Annotated in this window: 21 protein-coding genes; 14 read left to right on the top strand and 7 right to left on the bottom strand. The window is 41.8% G+C overall.

What is annotated here, in order from left to right; all coding sequences use genetic code 11:
* Positions 1-2 precede the first annotated feature (2 nt).
* Genes ATHSA_RS02110 through ATHSA_RS02045 form a run of 14 tightly spaced genes read left to right on the top strand, consistent with a single transcriptional unit; the run spans position 3 to position 12,156 of the window.
* On the top strand, positions 3-707 hold the full coding sequence (locus tag ATHSA_RS02110; protein WP_161847538.1) for a flagellar hook assembly protein FlgD: 705 nt from the start codon (positions 3-5) through the stop codon (positions 705-707).
* Positions 704-2,425, top strand: coding sequence for a flagellar hook protein FlgE (locus ATHSA_RS02105; RefSeq protein ID WP_161847537.1), 1,722 nt, complete (start codon positions 704-706; stop codon positions 2,423-2,425). Before ATHSA_RS02110 ends, ATHSA_RS02105 begins: the two co-directional genes overlap by 4 nt.
* A gap of 4 nt (positions 2,426-2,429) precedes the next feature.
* Entirely contained in the window at positions 2,430-2,639 is a 210-nt protein-coding gene (locus tag ATHSA_RS02100; RefSeq protein WP_161847536.1) for a flagellar FlbD family protein, read from the top strand.
* 2 nt (positions 2,640-2,641) lie between these two features.
* A complete protein-coding gene (locus ATHSA_RS02095; protein WP_161847535.1) occupies positions 2,642-3,445 on the top strand; it encodes a motility protein A in 804 nt (267 codons plus the stop codon).
* On the top strand, positions 3,435-4,307 hold the full coding sequence (locus ATHSA_RS02090; RefSeq protein ID WP_161847534.1) for an OmpA/MotB family protein: 873 nt from the start codon (positions 3,435-3,437) through the stop codon (positions 4,305-4,307). The genes ATHSA_RS02095 and ATHSA_RS02090 overlap by 11 nt, the downstream gene beginning before the upstream one ends.
* On the top strand, positions 4,308-4,787 hold the full coding sequence (locus ATHSA_RS02085) for a flagellar basal body-associated FliL family protein (protein WP_161847533.1): 480 nt from the start codon (positions 4,308-4,310) through the stop codon (positions 4,785-4,787).
* A 4-nt stretch (positions 4,788-4,791) separates the two neighbouring features.
* Entirely contained in the window at positions 4,792-5,787 is a 996-nt protein-coding gene (gene fliM / locus ATHSA_RS02080) for a flagellar motor switch protein FliM (RefSeq protein ID WP_161847532.1), read from the top strand.
* The gene (gene fliY, locus ATHSA_RS02075) at positions 5,777-6,823 is read left to right on the top strand and encodes a flagellar motor switch phosphatase FliY (protein ID WP_197739193.1); all 1,047 of its coding nucleotides are present in this window, start codon (positions 5,777-5,779) and stop codon (positions 6,821-6,823) included. Before fliM ends, fliY begins: the two co-directional genes overlap by 11 nt.
* Positions 6,824-6,831: 8 nt before the next feature.
* Positions 6,832-7,605, top strand: a complete 774-nt coding sequence (locus ATHSA_RS02070) for a Cof-type HAD-IIB family hydrolase (RefSeq protein ID WP_161847530.1) — start codon at positions 6,832-6,834, stop codon at positions 7,603-7,605.
* On the top strand, positions 7,602-7,871 hold the full coding sequence (locus ATHSA_RS02065) for an acylphosphatase (RefSeq protein ID WP_161847529.1): 270 nt from the start codon (positions 7,602-7,604) through the stop codon (positions 7,869-7,871). Before ATHSA_RS02070 ends, ATHSA_RS02065 begins: the two co-directional genes overlap by 4 nt.
* A complete protein-coding gene (locus ATHSA_RS02060) occupies positions 7,871-8,329 on the top strand; it encodes a hypothetical protein (protein WP_161847528.1) in 459 nt (152 codons plus the stop codon). The genes ATHSA_RS02065 and ATHSA_RS02060 overlap by 1 nt, the downstream gene beginning before the upstream one ends.
* Positions 8,326-9,543 (top strand): nucleotidyltransferase, encoded by a 1,218-nt coding sequence (locus tag ATHSA_RS02055; RefSeq protein ID WP_161847527.1) that lies wholly within the window; start codon positions 8,326-8,328, stop codon positions 9,541-9,543. Before ATHSA_RS02060 ends, ATHSA_RS02055 begins: the two co-directional genes overlap by 4 nt.
* Positions 9,540-10,145, top strand: a complete 606-nt coding sequence (locus ATHSA_RS02050; protein ID WP_161847526.1) for an IMPACT family protein — start codon at positions 9,540-9,542, stop codon at positions 10,143-10,145. Before ATHSA_RS02055 ends, ATHSA_RS02050 begins: the two co-directional genes overlap by 4 nt.
* Before the next feature lie 49 nt (positions 10,146-10,194).
* Positions 10,195-12,156, top strand: coding sequence for a methyl-accepting chemotaxis protein (locus tag ATHSA_RS02045; protein WP_161847525.1), 1,962 nt, complete (start codon positions 10,195-10,197; stop codon positions 12,154-12,156).
* A 25-nt stretch (positions 12,157-12,181) separates the two neighbouring features.
* Here ATHSA_RS02045 and ATHSA_RS02040 read toward each other — a convergent pair whose 3' ends face one another.
* Genes ATHSA_RS02040 through eno form a run of 7 tightly spaced genes read right to left on the bottom strand, consistent with a single transcriptional unit; the run spans position 12,182 to position 20,411 of the window.
* Positions 12,182-13,216, bottom strand: coding sequence for a UDP-N-acetylglucosamine--N-acetylmuramyl-(pentapeptide) pyrophosphoryl-undecaprenol N-acetylglucosamine transferase (locus ATHSA_RS02040; RefSeq protein WP_161847524.1), 1,035 nt, complete (start codon positions 13,214-13,216; stop codon positions 12,182-12,184).
* A complete protein-coding gene (locus ATHSA_RS02035) occupies positions 13,194-14,279 on the bottom strand; it encodes an FtsW/RodA/SpoVE family cell cycle protein (protein WP_161847523.1) in 1,086 nt (361 codons plus the stop codon). Before ATHSA_RS02035 ends, ATHSA_RS02040 begins: the two co-directional genes overlap by 23 nt.
* On the bottom strand, positions 14,260-15,522 hold the full coding sequence (murD, locus tag ATHSA_RS02030; RefSeq protein ID WP_161847522.1) for a UDP-N-acetylmuramoyl-L-alanine--D-glutamate ligase: 1,263 nt from the start codon (positions 15,520-15,522) through the stop codon (positions 14,260-14,262). Before murD ends, ATHSA_RS02035 begins: the two co-directional genes overlap by 20 nt.
* Positions 15,507-16,457 carry a phospho-N-acetylmuramoyl-pentapeptide-transferase gene (mraY, locus tag ATHSA_RS02025; RefSeq protein ID WP_161847521.1) on the bottom strand — a complete coding sequence of 317 codons (951 nt, stop codon included), beginning with the start codon at positions 16,455-16,457 and terminating at the stop codon, positions 15,507-15,509. Before mraY ends, murD begins: the two co-directional genes overlap by 16 nt.
* On the bottom strand, positions 16,454-17,674 hold the full coding sequence (locus ATHSA_RS02020) for a UDP-N-acetylmuramoyl-tripeptide--D-alanyl-D-alanine ligase (protein ID WP_161847520.1): 1,221 nt from the start codon (positions 17,672-17,674) through the stop codon (positions 16,454-16,456). Before ATHSA_RS02020 ends, mraY begins: the two co-directional genes overlap by 4 nt.
* Positions 17,671-19,128, bottom strand: a complete 1,458-nt coding sequence (locus ATHSA_RS02015) for a UDP-N-acetylmuramoyl-L-alanyl-D-glutamate--2,6-diaminopimelate ligase (protein WP_161847519.1) — start codon at positions 19,126-19,128, stop codon at positions 17,671-17,673. The genes ATHSA_RS02020 and ATHSA_RS02015 overlap by 4 nt, the downstream gene beginning before the upstream one ends.
* On the bottom strand, positions 19,125-20,411 hold the full coding sequence (eno, locus tag ATHSA_RS02010) for a phosphopyruvate hydratase (RefSeq protein WP_161847518.1): 1,287 nt from the start codon (positions 20,409-20,411) through the stop codon (positions 19,125-19,127). The genes ATHSA_RS02015 and eno overlap by 4 nt, the downstream gene beginning before the upstream one ends.
* Positions 20,412-20,422 lie beyond the last annotated feature (11 nt).

Genomic DNA, 20,422 nt, shown 5'->3' with positions numbered 1-20,422 from the left:
TCTTGTTAAGCGTAAATCTAATTAATCCAACTATATCCGTAGGCAGTGTCAATTCAACTCAAAATGTAAGCGGATCTTCGAATCAACTCGGAGAAAGTGCCTTTTTAAAACTGCTTGTGACCCAACTTCAAAATCAGGATCCTTTGAATCCAATGGACAACACTCAATTTGTCTCCCAACTCGCCCAATTTACGGCCCTTGAACAGACGACAAATCTTGCCAACGCCTTTACTCAATTTCAAAATAATTTCTCCAATTTTGTTCAACTACAATCTGCATCTTTAATAGGAAAGACCGTCTCAACCCAGAACAACACAGTTGATGTCATCGCCGGTCAACCCGGCCAGATCGGTTTTAACCTTCCATCCAACGCTTATGTTACGCTTAAAATAACGGATTCAAACGGGAATACCATAAATACCATAAAACTCGGACAGATGAGTGCCGGAATGCATACCTACCAGTGGAATGGACTTAACTCAAATGGAATTCAGGTCCAAGACGGCGCTTATACATATCAAATACAGGCTTTGGAGTCGGACGGTACCCAGTTACTTCTTAGCGGTACGAATTCTGGAGTTGTTCAATCGGTTCAAATAGAAAATGGACAGGTTTACGTCGTTGTGAACGGAACAACATATCCGGTTTCTCAGATAACACAAATTTCTTCAGGTAGCGCTACATCTAATACGGGAGTGATTTTATGAGAGCACTTTACAGTGGAATAAGCGGCCTTGAGGGCATGCAAACGGAGATGGATGTTATTGGAAATAACATTGCAAATTCCAATACCGTGGGATTTAAAGCATCGCGTGTTACTTTCTCAACGGCGCTTTCTCAACTTTTAAGCGCGGCGAGATCGCCTCAGGGAAATCTCGGAGGTGTCAATCCTACACAGGTTGGCCTTGGAACACAGATAGCATCGATAGATCAACTCATGACTCAGGGAAGTTTTCAAAATACGGGAAAGAGCACCGATCTCGCAATTCAAGGAGATGGATTTTTTATAGTCAACAACGGAAGCGGAAATTATTACACAAGGGCTGGAAATTTCAGTCTTGATCAAAATGGTACTCTCGTCCAAGCCGGTACCGGATACGAAGTTCTCGGATGGGAATCGACAGTCAGTTCGACGGGTCAAAGATATGTGGACACAAATGCGCCTATCGCTCCAATTCAAATAAGCGCTAACACAACGATGAACGCAAAGGCAACATCGCAGATGATAGTCGGAGGAAATATAGATTCTTCGTCCGGCATCCAGCCGACTACTATAACTGTCACAGACAACAGTGGTAATCAATACACCGTTCAATTCACCTTCTCCCCTCAGACGAATAATTTCAACCCATTCTCAACATCGAGAGTCTACAACTGGACGGCCACGATCGTAAGTGGACCTGCTGGTTCTGTGGGGAAAAGCATATCGGGAAGCATAGCACTCGATCAGTATGGAAATGTGACAAAGGACTCGGCCAAAAATATCTACATCAACAACTCTAATGGAACTTATTCGCTTTCCACAACCTCTGCAAGCACGGCAAGTGGGGCTGCCATAACACTTCCGACATCCGGGCCTATATCCTTTGCCGAGTCAGACAACACGGCAAATACAGTCACAGCAGGATACACAAATCCTGTCTATACGACATCGACGCAGATATACGATTCTCTTGGAAATCCTTACACTATATATATAGATTTTACAAACCTCGGGACTGTAAGCGGATCCGGCACATCGACCACATGGGGCACCGGTACCAATACGGCATGGGCATGGGATGCAAGGCTTGCAAATGGTACGCCGGTAAATCTGATAACTTCGAGTGGATCTGCGACGGGAACTAATTTTGGAGTACTCGAATTCAACTCTTCGGGTAGAATGGTTGGAAATTTTGTCCTTAACAACGGTCAACTTACAAACGTAAATGCCCCGACAGGGATATCCTTTACTCCTTCAGATGGGGCGGCGACGGTCAAATCTCAGATTGACTTTACCGCTGTAACTGACATGGCAGGTTCTTCTTCGGCGGCAATAACCCAGCAAAATGGAAATGCTCAAGGAACGTTGCAATCCTTTGCCATAAATCAAAATGGACAGATAATAGGCACCTTCTCGAATGGTCTTACCGATACGCTCGGTCAGGTCGCTTTGGCCAACTTTAACAATCCTGCCGGTCTTAACGCGGTTGGAAATTCACTTTATTCCGAATCGGCAAACAGCGGCGTTCCACAAATCGGAACGGCAGGTACCGGCGGGCGCGGCACTTTTATACCGGGTGCACTTGAGATGTCCAACGTAGATCTTGCCCAAGAATTCACCAACATGATAATAGCCGAAAGAAGTTTTGACGCCAATGCCCGAGTTATAACAACTGCGGATGCCATGCTCTCCCAACTTGATAATTTGAAGCAGACGCCATAATGATATGATAAATCTAACACATCTTAGCGGTGAAAGTTTTGTTTTAAATGCGGAGTACATAGAAACTGTTGAGGCAAAGCCCGATACGGTTATAACTCTCTTCAACGGGAAGAAATACCTTGTCAAAGAGCCCGTTGAAGAGGTTGTAAGGTTGGTGATAGAATACAAAAGGAAGATTGGAAGTATCCTTGTTCTTCCGAAAGAAGGTGAGTAAGTTTGGATCTTGCAAGTTTCATAGGAGTAGGTCTGGCCCTTCTTGCCATTATGATAGGGATCGGAAGCGATCTAAGACTTTTCATGGATATAACCTCCATCGCCATTGTCTTTGGAGGGACTCTCGGATCTCTCTTTGTCGCTTACCCAATCGAAAGGGTTATGGATATATTCAAGGTTTTGATGGGCATCTTCTTTTACAAGCCAAATGACATGAATGGAACAATTAGAGAACTTGTAACCTCGTCTGAAAAGGCAAGAAGAGAAGGATTACTCTCACTCGAGCAGGATGTCGAAAAGATAACGGATCCTTTTATGAAAAAAGGTTTGCAGATGGTCGTAGATGGAATAGATCCGGAACTTTTGAAATCCATGATGGAAACGGATTTGGATCTTAGAGAAGAAGAGGCTATGATGTACCGAAACATGTTTGCGTATGGAGCGACAGTCGCTCCTTCTTTTGGAATGGTTGGAACCATTATAGGTCTTGTCAAAATGCTTGGAAGTCTTAACGATCCGTCCACCGTTGGGCCTTCATTTGCCATCGCTTTGACGACTACATTCATGGGAGCATTTTTGGCTTACGTCTTCTTTATGCCGATGGGTGAGAAACTCGCAAGACGTTTGCAGATGGAGATGAGATACAGGAGAATGATTTTAGAGGGCATTCTCTCCATTCAGGCAGGAGACAATCCGAGGATTCTCGAAGAAAAGTTAAAGGGATTTTTGAACGAAAAAGAACTTAAAGCCTACGAAAGTTCAGTTGCTCCTCAGGTCGCGGAGGGAGGTGTGGCAGGTGGCTCGTAAAAAACCCGAAGAATTCAAAGAAAGCGCTCCACTTTGGATGATAACATTTTCTGATATGAATTCTTTGATGATGGGATTTTTTGTGACGTTATTTTCGATGGCAACTATAAGTCCGGGAAAGTTCCAACAGGTCTCTTACGGTTTTCAAACCTTAATGAGTTCTCCTCCGGGCATTCTTGTAGGTGGAAAAAGCATGAGCCAAGAGCCTCTCATAACCTCTAATCCGGGCATAAGACAGTCTATAATTCAGATCCAGGCAAATCCAGAATACAAAGGAATGATAACCATAGAACAGACGAATGAAGGTCTGCTCGTTGAACTGCACAACGCGGCATTTTTTGAGCCGGGGTCTGCAAATCTTTCATCTTTGGCGAAAGATTTGCTTGCAAAGATAGGCGAGATAATAATAGAACATTCGACAAATCCTTTGTGGGTTTACGGCTATACCTCTACAGAGCCGCTTCCGAAGGATTCTATATATCCTTCGAAATGGAGTCTGAGCGCGGCAAGAGCCGCGGCAGTTGTGTCATTCTTTCTTAACGATTTAAAGAATCAAAGAGCCAATGAACTTGTCTCAGAGATTATGAGTGGACAATTTGATCCGAATTACTGGTATAATCCTAATAGATTTGTTGCAATTGGAAGGGGAGATGTGCCCGCCCAGCAAGCGATAGAGTCTCAAACGTCCTCTATAAATCAAGAATTACAGGCTCTTAGGCAGGAATACGCGGCAGGCCAGATCTCTTACGAGGAACTTGTCACGAAATCGAAGGTCCTCAACGATGAGTTGAACAAAATGGCCCAAGATATAAACCTTTCTTACAACAGGGTCGATATTTTGATAAGAAATCAGGGTGATTGAATGGCGGAAGAGAAGAAAAGATCCGGTCTTATGGTCATTCTCATAGCGGTGATTCTATCGGCAGGCATTTCCATGGTCGGTACTTTTATAATAGTCAAATACCTTAACGCTCCTCCTGCCCAGCAAAAGGTAACGAGCCAACTTTCAAGAACGATGGCCATTCTCATAAGATCTGGATCCAACCAAACCTTCCCTTTGCGCGGCGGGAATCAGGTACTTGTCGTCGACAGTTTAACCTTCTTGGTTGGAAGTGCCCAGTGTAGTCAGGAGATAGGAATAGATACTCCACAGATAATGGATGGAATTCAAATGCTTATACTCTCGAAGAGCGCAAATGAGATTCTAAATCCAGATGGTTTTCAAACGTTAAAGCAACAAATAGCCGATTTAGTCGATCAGATAACGGGTTATACGGGAGATAAAGCGCCTTTGGGAGTTTTACAGGTTTACATGTACATAAAGGCAGTTGCATCGACGTGATATTATGGCCGATATCCTAAGTCAGAATGAGGTTGATACCTTATTGAAGGCCCTCGCGGCCGGTGATCTTTCGGCCGAAGAGGTAAAGGTAGAAGAGACAAAAAAAGTAAAACCTTACGACTTTACAAGACCAAGCAAATTTTCTAAAGAACAGATAAGAACCATTGAAATGGTTCATGAAAGTTTTGCGCGAGGCGTTTCGAATTATTTTTCAGCTCGCCTTAGGTCTTTTGTTGATATAACCAAAGCCTCAACGGATCAGATAACTTATAATGAATTCATAAGGTCTATATCTTCTCCAAGTTTTCTCTTTGTCTTTACCGCAGAGGAATTGAATGGAAATGTCGTTATAGAGATAAATTTGAAAGTCATCTTTGCGATAATAGACAAACTTCTCGGAGGCGGAGGAGGCCTTTACCAGAAGATAAGACCTCTGACGGAGATAGAAAATTCCTTGATGAGAAATGAGATCGTAAGAATTCTTTCAATACTCAAAGATTCTTGGTCAAGCATTTACTCTTTTACACCAAACCTTGTTTCGATAGAAAACAATCCACAGTTCGTTCAGGTTGTTCCTGCCAACGAGATGGTTGTCGTTGTGACTTTAGACATGAAGATAGGCGAGATAGAAGGATTTATGAATGTGTGCTGGCCGTCTTCACTTCTCGAGGTGATAGCGCCAAAATTGTACGCAGAATCTTATTTCAAACAGGAAAAGCAGATTAAACCCGGTCAATTGAGAGAAGATATAATCTCATTACTCAACAACGCAAAACTCGATTTGCACGTCGTAATAGGGAAGACGATGATAAACCTTTCTGACCTTTTGAACCTTGAGGTTGGAGATGTTATAATGCTCCAAAGACACGTAGATGAACCTGCCTCCCTTTACGTCAATGGAAGAGAAAAATTTCTTTGCTCTGTCGGAACCCATAAAGGGTTTAACGCTGTTAGAATCACAGAGGTTTTGAACAAGGAGATAGATGAAAATGGCGGATAAAATGTCTCAAGAAGAGATAGATTCTTTGCTTAAGGGCTCAAAGACGATTCTTACGGAATTAGAAAAGGACGCGATAGGAGAACTCGGCAACATATCGATGGGAGCGGCCGCGACCGCTATTTCGACGATCGTCGGCAAAAGAGTCGAGATAACGACTCCCGAAGTTTATGAAACCACCATAGATGATTTTAGAAAACTTTTTAAAGGGATGAAAATCGCCACAAGCATTGATTACATAAAAACTCTTCAGGGAACAAATGTTTTTGTCCTTGAGCCTCATGTTGTTGCGGTAATTGCGGACATAATGATGGGTGGAACTGGCCAGGACGTAAAGGATGAACTTGACGATATAAAGTTAAGCGCCATTGCCGAAGCGATGAATCAGATGATGGGATCTGCGGCTACCTCACTTTCGGAGATTATGAAAGAACCAGTCGAGATTTCACCGCCAAAGATAGAAAAACTTGACTTCACAGATCCTAATGTCAAATTTCCTCCGGTCTACGATGGTCAGGACGTTGTTGCCGTCAAATTCAAAATGAAGGTAAATAACCTTGTCGAAGGGTCCTTGATAGAATTGATGTCCCCGTCATTTGCAAAGAATTTTTCAAAATTCCTCATCGGAGAAGTTGGAAAGAGCAACACCGCAAAAGTTGAGGAGAAGCCAAAATCTGAAAGATCCCAAGAGGTCACCGAAAAGGTCGATAAACCTGAAAAACCAGTAAAAAAGGTTGAATTTCAGGAATTCACCGATGAAAAGGATGTACAGGTTTCTCCCCAAAAGATAGAGTTACTTCTCGATATACCCCTTGAACTTTCCGTCGAACTCGGAAGAACAACGATGAACCTCAAACAGGTACTCGAACTTGGAGTTGGATCTTTGGTTGAACTTGATAAACTAACCGGAGAGCCCGTGGACATCCTCGTGAACGGAAGACAGATAGCCAAGGGAGAAGTCGTTGTGGTCGGCGAAAACTTTGGCGTTAAGATCACACAGATACTCAACAAGAAGGAAAGGCTTTATTCACTAAAGTGAAGCGAGTTTTGATCTTTGATCTTGATGGAACGATCTTCGTTAATTCCAAAATCTCAAGGGAATTGAGAGACGCGATAGATGAACTGTCCAAATCAAAGATCGTGATATTTGCCTCGGGAAGAATGCTCTCTTCAATGGAAATTCTTTTAGAAAATTACGATTTATCCGGAATAGAGATTGCTTACAACGGAGCCCTTATACGCTACGATGAACTCTACAAATTTTGCCTCGATTACGAGAATTCAGCAAAGGTAATAGACTTTCTAAGGGCGAACGATATTCACCGCCAGATATACGTTGACGATGTACTCTACGTCGAGGAAGACAACGAATTCGCAAAGGCCTATTCGGATCAATCCGGAATAGGATACAATGTCATTTCCGATCTTAAAGAGATCGCGAAAAAGGGTTGCGTCTACAAGATATTGGCCTTTGGCCTTCCAGAAAGGATCAGATCTTTAAGGAAAAAGGCAAAGGATGTATCTAAAGATGTAGACGTCTTTACCTCTTCGGAACTTTACCTTGAGTTTGTGAAAAGAGGCATCAACAAAAAATTTTCGGTCGAATTTTTGTCAAAAAAAATAGGTTTTTCACTCGATGAGGCAATCGCCTTTGGAGATGGAGAAAATGACGCTGAACTTCTCAAAAGTGTGGGGATAAGTTTCGCCATGAGACCCGGAAATGAAAAAAGTTTGGTGAGCGCAAAATACATAACGGACAACGAAGACGGAAAGGGAGTTTTGAGGGCTATAGATTTTCTTAAAACTATGGGGGAAATATGATAGTATCAAGAATATATAAGGTGAAAGGATACGTTCAAGGCGTGGGATTTAGATCCTTTGTCCGTGCGCGCGCAAAGGCCTTAGGAGTTAAAGGGTACGCTGAAAATCTTGATGATGGCTCTGTAAGAGTTGTGGCAGAAGGTGAAGAAGAGAGTTTAAGAGTACTCGAGGGTTATTTGAGAGATGGAAATGCCTTTTCAAATGTTGAATCTGTCGAGGTTGAAGAAACTCCTGTCAAAGGATACAAAGATTTTGAGGTGTTCTAATGAGAACGTTTAGAACTTTTTTTAACTTCTTTGCCGGAGAGGTAGAGGTTTTTTTGGGAGGATACATACTCATAATCTTTTTGACCATCATCTCTATGTCCTTCTCGATGAATCAATTCTTCGGGATGAACCTTTACCTTTCGAGATTTTTTGTTACTATCTTTATCTCGATGATCGTTGGTGGAATATCGATCCAAATATCAACGGTCAAAAGGCTTTCAGACGGGTATGGAGGATACCTTTATTCTTCCATTTCGGCCATAGCGAATTCCTTTGCGGTCTTTTTTGAAGCGATAGAGATGATCATGTACGGAACCAACTGGTTTGAATTTGAGTTTTTAAGGGTGCAAAGTGATAATCCACTGATGTATTTCATAGGATTTATGGTATTTTTATATTCCGGATTGATGGCAATACTTTCAATACTCGATCTCATCTTCATAGTGAATAAATCATGAGAGTACTTGGAATAATAGTCGAATACAATCCTTTGCACAACGGCCATCTTTATCATCTAAAAAGCGCGATAGATCTTGTGAAACCCGATTTCGTGGTTGCAGTTATGAGCGGAAATTTCGTCCAAAGGGGAGAGCCGGCCATCGTTGATAAATTCGCCCGTACCGAAATGGCTTTGCGCGCCGGAATAGACGCGGTTTTTGAAATTCCTTCCATTTACGCCTTTCAAGACGCGAGCGGTTTCGCAACTGGATCCGTTGGACTGCTTAACTCTATGAATGTCGTGGACGATCTTGTCTTTGGATCCGAAAGCAATGATGTTGAAAGTATCTCCGAAATTGCCTCCGTAATAGTCGAAGAACCTGAAAAATTCAAAGAAGAATTGAAAAAACATCTCAAAGAAGGATTTTCCTTTCCAAATGCGAGAAGGTTTGCGATATCGAGCATATTAGAAGAGAAGTCCGATAACATGAGATATTCCAACAACATACTCGGCATAGAATACTTAGTCGCCCTCAAAAGATTGAGATCTCATATAAGGCCTCACACGATAAAGAGAATAGGATCGAATTACAACGATGAAAAGATGTCAGAGATTCCGAGTGCAACGGCCATAAGAAAGGCTATATTTCAAAACTCAGAACTGCGGGGTTTGCCAGATTTTTCGATCGAAATCCTCAAGCGCGAATTCAAAGAAGGACGGGGTCCCGTTTTCCCAGAAGATCTTTTTGATTTTTTCAGAAAGAAGGTTTTGATCCTCGAGAGAGAAGGCCTTGAAAGTATCTATGGATTTAACGAAGGGCTTGCGGAAAGGTTTTTCACCTCTGCATGTAAAAGCGGAAATCTCAAGGAATTTCTCGAATCGGTCAAGACGAAGAGATTTACCTTTACAAGGATAAAAAGAAGGATGATATACACGATCTTCGACGTCGAGAGAGAATTGATTCTTAGATCTAACGATCATGGTCCGCAGTATTTAAGACTTTTGGGATTCAGGCAAGAATCGAGAGAGATATTGCGCGCCATATCGGATAGATCATCGATTCCTGTGATTTCGAATATGTCTGGATTCAAAAATGCGCTTAAATCTAAAGGTGTAGACGTAGCCCTCGCTCAGGATCAGATGAAATACGATGTTAAAGTTTCGAATTTTTACAGGCTTTATTTTAAATCACAAAATTGCGATGGCGATTTCAGGAAGCCAGTTATGATATGAAAGATGGTTTTGAATATTTCATTTCAATCGAAGGACATAGGATAGAAGAAAAGGTAGATAGATCGCTTTTTATCTCGACGGCATCTTACGTTGAGAATGAAGAGATGGCTAAAAATTTCATTTCGAAAGTTTCTCAAGAATTCAAAGACGCTACTCACAATTGCTGGGCTTACAAGATAGGAAATTTGCAATTCTATTCCGACGATGGAGAGCCTTCTAACAGTGCGGGAAGACCCATAATGGATGCAATAAGATCATCGAAGATAGAGAAGGTATCAATCGTCGTTTCGCGGTACTTTGGCGGCAAAAAACTCGGAATAAGCGGATTGATAAAGACATACAGTTACATGGCAAAAAAAGTTCTTGAATACGCGCCAAAAAAGAGAATTTTATACGGTAGATTGATAGAAATAAAATGTGTATACGGCGATTTTGACAGGATAAGGTATTTCATACAAAAGCACGGATACATTGTCTCTCCCGTCGATTTCAAGGAATTAATAACGATAAAGGCCTTTCTCCCTTTAAATTTACCCGTAAACTTTGATCATAAAGACTTTGGAGAAAGGATGATCGAAGAAGAAAAATTGATCGAATTGTAAGTAGTTATGATAAAATTTGAATGTAAATCTGTGCATAAGGAGGATAGAAATGAGAAATTTAAAATTCACGTCAAAGTTCATGATCTTTGTCGTTCTTGTGACTGTCATACCCGTTGCGATACTTATTGTCTACTCGGCCTTTTCAATGTACAACAATGTGAGCAACGAGATCAAGAATGGCCTTTCGACATCCACTCAAAATCTTACCGATTACGTGAACCTTTACGTTGCGAATTACTCAAATGTTTTGAATTACCTCTCAAATGATCCAAATGTTAAAGGCGTCTACACTGACAAAAATCAGGAAGACATATGGATGTTAAAAACCTTCGATTCTTTTAGAAGTGCCTATCCCGAAATAAATAACATATTCGTGATTTTGAAAAACGGAAAGGTGTATACCTCTCCATCTAACGTTCAGGTAAAGTCCGGAGATTGGTACAATGTAACGCTTAACTCGACCGGAATCTACATGAATTTGATTACAGATCCCAAATCCCACAATACCCAGATGCTTATGACGAAGGCTATAATCGGCGAGAATGGTGGCATTGACGGCGTTGTCGGCTTTTATCTGACTCCGGTCCAACTTCAAAGTTATATATCGAATTACAAATACAACGGCAAAAATGTTGAGGTATGGATCGAGAATAACGGCGTCATAAACATTGCCTCCCAATCTCAGGATATCGGAATGAATATCACGAATCAATCTTGGTGGTCAAAACTCAATTCTTTAAATGGAAGTTTTGATCTCAACGAGGATGGATCTCAAAAGGTCACTTATCTTTCTACAACGGGTATTGGAAAAATCCTTCTTATGATGCCGGTTAGTGACATGACCGGTACATTGGTCGTTGAAGTAATAACGCTCATCGTGATAGGGCTTATTGTTATCGTTTTAGCCTTTATCGCGGCGATCTTTATTTCAAAATACGCATTTACAAAGCCTGTTAAGGACCTTATACCGGTAATTCAAAATGTTTCAAATGGGGATCTTTCTACCGAGTTCAAAGTTAGAGGCAAAGATGAGATAGCCCAAATTCAAGGTGAGTTGAACAAGGTATTCAAAATATTAAAAGAGACTATCACAAAGGTAGAAGATGCTGCCGGACGTGTCTCGAATGGCGCTGTAAAACTCTCCTCTTCGGCAGAGAATATCTCCTCTACCCTTGAAAGTCTTTCTGGAACTGTCAAAGAGATGAATTCAGATACCCAAAATCTCTCTGCCTCGGTCGAAGAGACCTCGGCTTCGGTCGAAGAGGTTTCGTCGGCTGCTCAGAACACGGCAAAGGCCATTCAAGAGATAGCAGAGCAATCTCAGCAAATATCTGCTGGAGCCGAAAACGGTAGCAGGGCTATAGAAAATATGAAAAAGGATTTCACAGATATCGTCAATGTAAGTCAAGAAAGCGCCGAGAGTGTAAAGTCTCTTGCCGAAATGAGTAGCAATATAAGCCAGATCGTTAACGAAATAAACAAGATAGCCGAGCAAACCAATCTGCTTGCGCTCAATGCCGCCATAGAGGCCGCGCGTGCCGGAGATGCCGGAAAGGGTTTTGCGGTCGTGGCCGATGAAATAAGAAAACTTGCCGAGAGTTCAAAGAGTTCCACACAGCGTATTTCTCAGATTCTTGAAGAGATCATGGCAAAATCTTCTCAGGTCTCGGACGAAACGAATAGAACTCTCGAATCGATAGAAAGAACATCAAAGGGCATAGACGAGGTCTCGATTGAACTTTCGAAGATACTCGATCAGGTCAAAGGCATCACGGAAAGAATAGAATCCGTCGCGGCCGCCTCTCAAGAAGAGAGCGCCAGTGCCGAAGAGATGGCAAGCGCTATGGATATGGCAACGAAGGCTGTCTCGAATATAGCCTCGAAGATGGAGAATATAACAAGAAGTATTTCTTCGACATCTGCGGAATCAAAGGAAAATCTTAAACTTGTCGAGGATCTCAAAAGTCTTTCAGAGGAGTTAGAAGAGATTTTAAAGAAATTCAAAGTGTAAAAAAGGCCCCGTCGGGGCCTTTTTCTTACGATACTTTTTCGATTATCTGCTTTGCTATTATCAGCGAGGGATTGGCTGCCGGGCGCAATTTTTTCAAGTTGTTCGATATGGTTTCGTAAAATTGGCTTTGTGAAAGTTTTTGAATTGTCGAGATTATATCATCTAAATCGATCTTTTCTTCATCGACTACGAAGGCCCCTCCCATCTTTTCGAGGTATTTGGCGTTCAATTCCTGGTGACCATTAAGTGATCCCTTCCAAGGGACAAGGATGGCTGGTTTTGCACTCTGAATTATCTCTGCAATTGTACTTGCCCCCGCACGCGATATTATCACATCGCAATTTCTCATCAAATATGGGATATTCTCGTAATACTCGAAATTGACGACATTATCATTTTCGATCTTCGAAGGGCCTATGTGGAAGAAGGTGATCTCTTTCATTCTCTTCGAAAGGTTCTCGACTATTCTGTCGATAACATTCGATCCTTCGCTTCCTCCGAATGCAAGCACCTTCATGGCCGGGAATTTCTTTAAAAATTCTGGATCCTTACCAGATTCAAACCCTTCCCTTACGGGCATACCAACAAAAAGACCATTTTTAAGTGATCTTGCAGTTTCTTCGAAGGCACAAAAAGATATCATCGCGTATTCGGAGAGTTTTTTTGTGGATATTCCAGGCTGTACATTTGATTCGTGAAGAAAAAGAGGGATGCCTTTTTTGTGTGCGACATATCCTGTTATTCCTCCTATGTATCCTCCCGTCGTGAAAACAAAATCCGGAGAAAATTTGGATATCAACCTCGATATCTTCAAAGTTGCGATCGCGTTTTTGTAAAGGTACTTTATTCTTGATGAATCGCTTCCGGCGGCAGGGATCTGGATGTATTCATATTTGAAGTTTTTGAATATCTTTGCCTCTGCCCCGCGGCCGGTTCCGACAAAAAGTGCCTTTAGTTTTACGATCTTTGAGATCTCGTCGGCGACGGCCAATGCTGGATATATATGGCCTCCGGTAACTCCGGCTGCGAATATGCCCTTAATCTCTGTTTGAATAGGCAATGTTTATCACGATCCCTAATCCAGCGAGCAGCGCTATTATAGAACTTCCGCCGTAACTGAAAAATGGCAATGTTACCCCTGTAACTGGAAGTATTCCAAGGGAGACGCCGGCGTTGAAAAGTACCTGTATACCGATCAAAAAGGCATAACCTGTTATGTAAACCTTCGCGAATATATCGTTAACTCTCAAAGAGATATGGACTATTTCTCTTATCAGCATGTAGTAAAGGATCATTATCAAGATTATTCCTATCAATCCAAATTCCTCTCCAAAGACCGCAAAGATAAAATCGCTAAACTGGACTGGAAGAAAGAATTTGTAGACTGAGCCACCCGGACCACTTCCTAAAAGTCCGCCGTTGTTTATCGCCGAGAGAGCCATATTCGCCTGGTAGTTAGAACTCCCTGTTATAAGGTACGTGAAAAATGAGGTGAGTCTCTCTGCTTGATATGCGTGCAAAAGCCCTGTCGCATAGGCTCCAAGAATGCCTAACACTCCAAGTCCAATTACACCCAGTACATGTAATAACTTTGCCCCGGCAATGTAGAGCACCACAAGAGTTATGAGAAATAACAATATCGTTGTCCCCAAGTCTGGTTCAAAAAATACGAGCAAATAAATTGGCAAAAGTCTTATTATAGGATCTACTATTCCCTCTTTGAAGGTCCCTATCTCTCCGTTCTTTCTGCTCACGTAAGCGGCGAGATATACAAGCAAAAAGATCTTCGCGAACTCGGAACTTTGAATGGAATAGGATCCTATCGAGATCCATCTGTGCGATCCAGCTACACGGCTTGAGAAAAAGACGGCAATGAGTGCCACAATCGTCAGAATGTAATAAATTCCCGTGTACGATTCGTGTTTTCTGTAATCGAAAAGACTGAAGAAGATCATGAATGCAACGCCTACTATCATGGCGACTATTTGGTGGATGAGATAATAATCCGGTGGTGGATAGGGGTATCTGTAGGTCATTATGTAACTCGCACTGTAAAGTGTAACAAGTCCTATCGCGGAGATTATCGAAAGCAATATCAGTATTCTACTCGTTGATTTTTCCATAGACGATCCTTTTGAATTCCTTTCCGCGCTCTTCGTAATTTTTAAACATGTCAAAGGAAGTGGCAGCCGGACTTAAGAGTACAAAATCACCATCCTGGGCGATCCGCTTTGATATGTCCACCGCTTCTTCCATGGATTTTGCCTTAAAATAGCGCATTCCATCAAGAAGAGGTTCCATTATTGGTACCATCTCTCCCATGAGTATGACGGACTTTGATCTTTCTTTTAGTCCCTTTGCGAGGCTTGAGTAATCTTTTTCCTTTGGCCGGCCACATATTATGACTATTGAATTTTTGAAATTCTCGAGCGCTTTGAGTGTAGATTCAGATGTTGTTGATTTCGAATCGTTTACGTACGTAACGCCGTCTATTCTCGCGAAAACCTCCTGCCTGTGCTCGAGAGGTATGAAAGTTTCAAGTCCCTTCATAATCTCGTCTTCAGAAGATCCCAATACCTTGGCGATAAAGGCAGCAAAGGCCGCGTTGTAGACATTGTGGATTCCTCTCAACTTGGTTTCACTCAGAGAAAAATAAGTTTTGCCTATTTTAAATCCTTTCTCATCTATAATTATATCCCCAGAAAACCTTGATACTCTGATTCCATTAACCTTCGGGATCATACTGTCTGCGTTGTAGATGAATGTTTTCGCCATCGCGAGTTTCATTTTCGAATCTACGTACTCTTCAAAATTTTTGTGCCAGTCAAGATGATTCGGAGAGATATTCAATACTGCCCCAATATCTGGCACGAATGTATCTGTACCCATCAACTGGAAACTACTTATCTCAAGCAAAGATATCGGTTCATTCCTTCTATCGCTTGCGGCCGTTCCTATATTCCCTCCCGTGAAGTGGTCAATATTCGAAACCTTCAAAATGTGATCTGTAAGGGAAACGGTCGTCGTTTTTCCATTTGATCCCGTTATCGCGACTACCTTCGAGCCATTTAAAACGTATCTCCATGCGAATTCTATCTCTCCGATCGCGCGCTTTTCTTTTACTGCCCTTTCGATGAGAGGATCGTCTGGCCTTACCGAAGGGCTGTATATTATCAAATCACTTCTTAAGACACGTTCTGTGTTTCCATTTTCTTCAAAATCTATCCCGTGTTTTAAAAAGAAATCTTTGTCTTCCTGCGAGAGTGTGTGCTTTTCGGAGACGAAAATATTTCCCATCTTTTTTTCCATCAAAAATTTAAGTACAGATCTGTTGCTTACTCCAAAGCCAATCAACGCAAAATCCATAAGATTCCTCCAACGATGACCGCGGTAAAGATCGCCTGAGATATCCAAAAGCCAGTTGTTACCTCAAGTTCGGAATAACCAGAAAGTTCAAAATGGTGATGAATGGGACTCATTTTGAAAATACGCTTTTTTCTTATCTTGTAACTCGTTACCTGCATCAAAACGCTTACGGCCTCAATTATGAAAACCGGAAAGATAAGGATCATCCATAATTCCGTACCGTAGATCATACCCATCATGCCTATGTAACCTCCGATGGCAAGAGATCCGACGTCTCCCATGAAGATCTTCGCGGGCTTGATGTTGTAGAATAAAAATCCGAGAACACTTCCCATCATACTCAAAGTCATCGAAATTGGAAGATCTTTGATCATCGAAAAGACAAGAAGGCCGAGAGAGGATATCAAAAATATGCCACCCGCAAGGCCATCAAGACCATCGGTGAGATTTGAGGCATTTGACATGCCGGATACAAAAACTATGGTAAAGACCGGGTAAAACCACCCAAGATTCACCGAAAGGGAGGTAAATGGAATTAAAAGATACGTGTGTGGATTGATCCTCTCGACAAAAACGTAGGCAATTAAAGACACAAGGAGTTGAAGGGAGAGTTTTTGAATCCCACTTAACCCTTTTGCCCTTTTTAAAAAGGTTTGGATGAGTCCATCCGCAAGTCCTATTGACCAGAATCCCATGGTCGATATTGCAAGAATCAAAGTTGGAAGGGATCTGTCAAAGATAAGAGTTACGATAACCGCGACAGGTACAAATACAGTACCGGCCATCGTTGGTGTTCCCTCTTTGTAATTGTGCATGTTCGGTCCTTCTGGCCTTACATGCTGGCCTATCTTCCTTCTTCTCATCAAAATCAAAAAAGGATAAATCGTCAAAAGTGAAAGGATAAAAGAAAGCACAAATTCGATGAAATGACTCAAGATGCCTTCAATGCCTCCTTTATCTGCCTTACGATTTCTTCCATGTGGTAAAACCTTGAACCTTTGACAAGTATAACATCATTTTTCTCTAAAATATTTAAAAACTTATCCAAATTGTAAGGAATCCCAAAAGGGTAAAAATTCTCATTTTGGAATGTGAAAACGGCTTTGGGCTTGAGTTCTTCGTACAATTTGAGAAGTTTTTGCTTTAAATTTTCGTCTTCTTTTAATTCTTTCATAGGCGCTATCACCCACACAACCTTTCCAAGGTGAGCACATGTTCTTGCCGCATTTTCCAATGATTCGGGACTTGCGTTGTATGTATCATCAATTAAAAGGTAATTTCTTATTTTCTCAACGTTCATTCGAGAGGGGGGTATCTCTAAACCTTCGAGATCTGAGACGTTAAAATCGATGCCTATTCGCGAAAGCAAGGTGAGAGCCATGTTTAGGTCTTTTATCTGTCCATCTCCCCAAATGCCGTTGAGGATCGATCTCGATCCATTTACCTCGACGATCGTTTTGAGAGAATCGTATCCTTTCAAATGCACGAATTGATCGTAAATTATACCTTTTCCTTCGAGAGAAAGCCTTGGATCTCCATCGTATATGACGAAATCCTTTGTGTGCTTTGCAATCGACGATTTTTCTTTCACAACATCTATGAATGCGGAATGCGCACTTCCGGCAAGGGTTATTATCGAGATGTCCGGGTTAAAGGTTGAGGAGAGATATTCTATATCGAATGGCATCTGTGCGCCCATTTCCATAACGCAAAAGTCGGGGTTTGAAATCCCGTTCAAGATGGAAAGAGAAATTCCGACATCCGTATTTAGATTACCCTCTGTTTTTAAAACTTTCCCGTGTTTCGAGAGAAGGTGAAAGAGAAATTCTTTAGTCGTCGTCTTTCCATTTGAACCGGTTATCGCTATTTTCAGAGATCTTTTTATCTTCGATCTTGCAAGATCGATCATGCCCTTCTTCACATCTTCGACAAGAATATAGGGAGAGAAATCTATCTTTCTGCTTACAACGGCAATCGATCCCTTTGAATAAACCTCCGCAACAAAATCATGACCATCAGCGTTCTGGCCTTTTAGCGCAAAGAACAAATCACCCTCCTCGCATTGGCGCGAGTCGGATCTAAAGTGCTTTATTTCTCTATCCTCTCCTTTGAGTTCTCCATTCAAAGATCTTGAAATTTCAGATAATCTCAAATGAGTCCCATTCCTTTCAAAATATCGAATGCTACCTCCTTATCTTTGAAAGGCACCTCGTAACCATTGAAGATCTGAACTCTTTCATGGCCCTTTCCGGCAATTACCAACTTGTCACCATCTTTCCATTCCTTTAGGGCCATCTCTATTGCCATTCTTCTGTCCGGAATCACTCGAAGTTTTTCTCTTTCTGATATCCCATTCATAACTTCGCTTATTATCTTCATCGGATCTTCGGATTTTGGATTGTCATTGGTCAGAAAGATAAGATCGGCGTATTTTTGTGCCATAGATCCCATCAAAGGCCTTTTTCCCCTGTCAGCATCTCCACCTGCACCAAAGACAAGAATAAGACGGCCCTTTGTCAATTTTTTAACGAACTTGAGCACGGCCTCAAGAGCCGCTGGCGTGTGGGCATAATCTATGTAGAAATCGTATCCGTATCCGTGATACCTTTCAAGTCTTCCTTCAACTCCTCTGAATTTTTTAACCACGTCTTTTATCAAATCAATGCCAATTCCAAATGATACCGCAGAAAGAATCGAAGGGACAAGATCGTAGATCATGAAATCTCCTATTATAGGAGTTTCAAATTCCACATTCTCTCCATCAACGTTTAGAAGAAATTTTGTACCGTTATCGTCTGATTTCTTTATCTTGAAGATCACGTCTGCTTTTTTCCCGTAAGTTATTACTTTAATTCCTTTCTCGGCGGCGCGCTGAGCGTACAATCTTGCCCATTTGCCAGCATCTAAATTTATAAACGCAATTCCGTCAGGCTTTACAAGGTCTATAAGGTGCGCTTTAGCCTCGAAATAATTTTCAAAATTAAGATGGGTGTCAAAGTGATCTCGCGTAAGATTTAAAAAGGCTATTCTATCAAATAAAAGACCATCGAGCCTCTTCATTTCAAGACCTTGAGAAGAAGCCTCGAGAGAGACGAATTTTGCCCCTTCAATCTTTGCCCTTTGCAAGAGTTTTGCAAAGTATATCGGTGACTGGGTCGTATGATCTGAAAGTTCAAAGAATTTAGGCGTTGAGTTCACAACGGTTGTCATCATGGCACATCCATCGCCGTAAGCCTTTACTATTTCGCTAAAGAGAGTTGCGCAAGTTGTTTTTCCCTTTGTACCGGTCACGGCGAAGAATTTCATATCGTTAAATGGGCCGTAGAAATTATAGGCAATCAAAGATATGGCCCGTCTTATATCATTTACGATGGCATAAGGTCTTGAAGTTTTTATTTCATACTGGCAGACAAAGGCTACGGCCTTCGTTTCATTCGCCACGGTGTGGGAGTCGAATTTTGATCCTTTTATGCATACAAAAAGAGATCCTTCAACGGTTTTTCTTGAATCTTCACAAAATTCATTTATTTCTGGATCATACGACAAAGAATGACCTACGACGAGGTCATTCTTCGAAAGTAATCCTATTATATCTGAGAACTTCATCTTCCGATCGAGTAAAATGCGCTTAATCCCCTGTAAAGACCTACAGATCCGAGTTTTGACTCTATCTTAAGAAGTCTGTTGTACTTTGCGATTCTTTCGCTTCTCGAAAGAGATCCAGTTTTTATAAGGCCCGTGTTTATTCCGACCGAAAGATCTGCTATGAATGTGTCTTCTGTCTCTCCAGATCTGTGAGAAACCACGCATGTAAAGCCGTGAGTCTTTGCATACTCTATGGTATCGAGAGTCTCGGTAACGGTCCCTATTTGATTTAGTTTTATGAGAATAGAATTTGTTGCCTTTTTCTCTATACCGGTCTTCAATCTGTTCACATTTGTGACGTACAAATCATCACCGATGATTTGGATCTTTTTGCCAAGTTCTTTCGTTATTTTAACAAAGCCATCCCAATCTTCCTCGTAGAATGGATCCTCTATCGAGATTATCGGATACTTATCTACTATCTTCTTGTAGAAATCGAGCAATTCGTCCGTCGTTATATCCTTTCCACCAAAGTGATACTTTTTCTTTGTTTCATCGTAGAAAGAATCAGGTGCAGAGTCAATGGCCACGTATATGTCTTTTCCCGGCTTATATCCAGCCTTTTCTATGGCCTGCACTATTACCTCTATCGCCTCTTCATTTGATCCCAACTTCGGTGCGAACCCTCCTTCGTCACCAACGGATGTTACCATCTTCATGGACTTTAGGATCGCTTTCAGCGCTTGGAAAGTCTCGGCGCCGTATCTTAAAGCCTCTTTAAAAGTTGGTGCACCGGCAGGGACTATCAAGAATTCCTGTATATCAAGACCGCTATCTGCGTGTTTTCCACCATTTATAACATTCATCATGGGAACTGGTAAGGTCTTTGCGTTGGGTCCTCCAAGGTATTCGTAAAGATCCATGTAAAGGGCATTTGCGGCGGCGCGAGCGACTGCCATTGAAACTCCTAAAATCGCATTTGCGCCAAGGGAAGATTTATTGGATGTTCCATCAAGTTCTAACATTGTTTTATCGACATATGCCTGATCGAAAACATTTAAGCCTACAACTCTTGGTGCTATCTTTTCGTTAACATTCTCGACGGCTTTTTCTACGCCTTTGCCATCGTATCTCTTTCCACCATCTCTCAATTCAAGGGCTTCATGTTTTCCAGTTGATGCCCCAGATGGAACCATGGCCGTGCCAGTTGTGCCATCTTCCAAAAGCACATCGACCTCAACGGTTGGATTCCCTCTCGAATCGAGAATTTCCATTGCCTTTACATCGATTATATCGGTATGCATCTTCAAAACCT

The sequence above is a fragment of the Athalassotoga saccharophila genome (genome assembly GCF_009936215.1).
Classification (GTDB): Bacteria; Thermotogota; Thermotogae; order Mesoaciditogales; family Mesoaciditogaceae; genus Athalassotoga; species Athalassotoga saccharophila.
The sequence above is the reverse complement of the archived record's forward strand: the minus strand, read 5'-3'. Positions and strand labels throughout refer to the sequence as shown.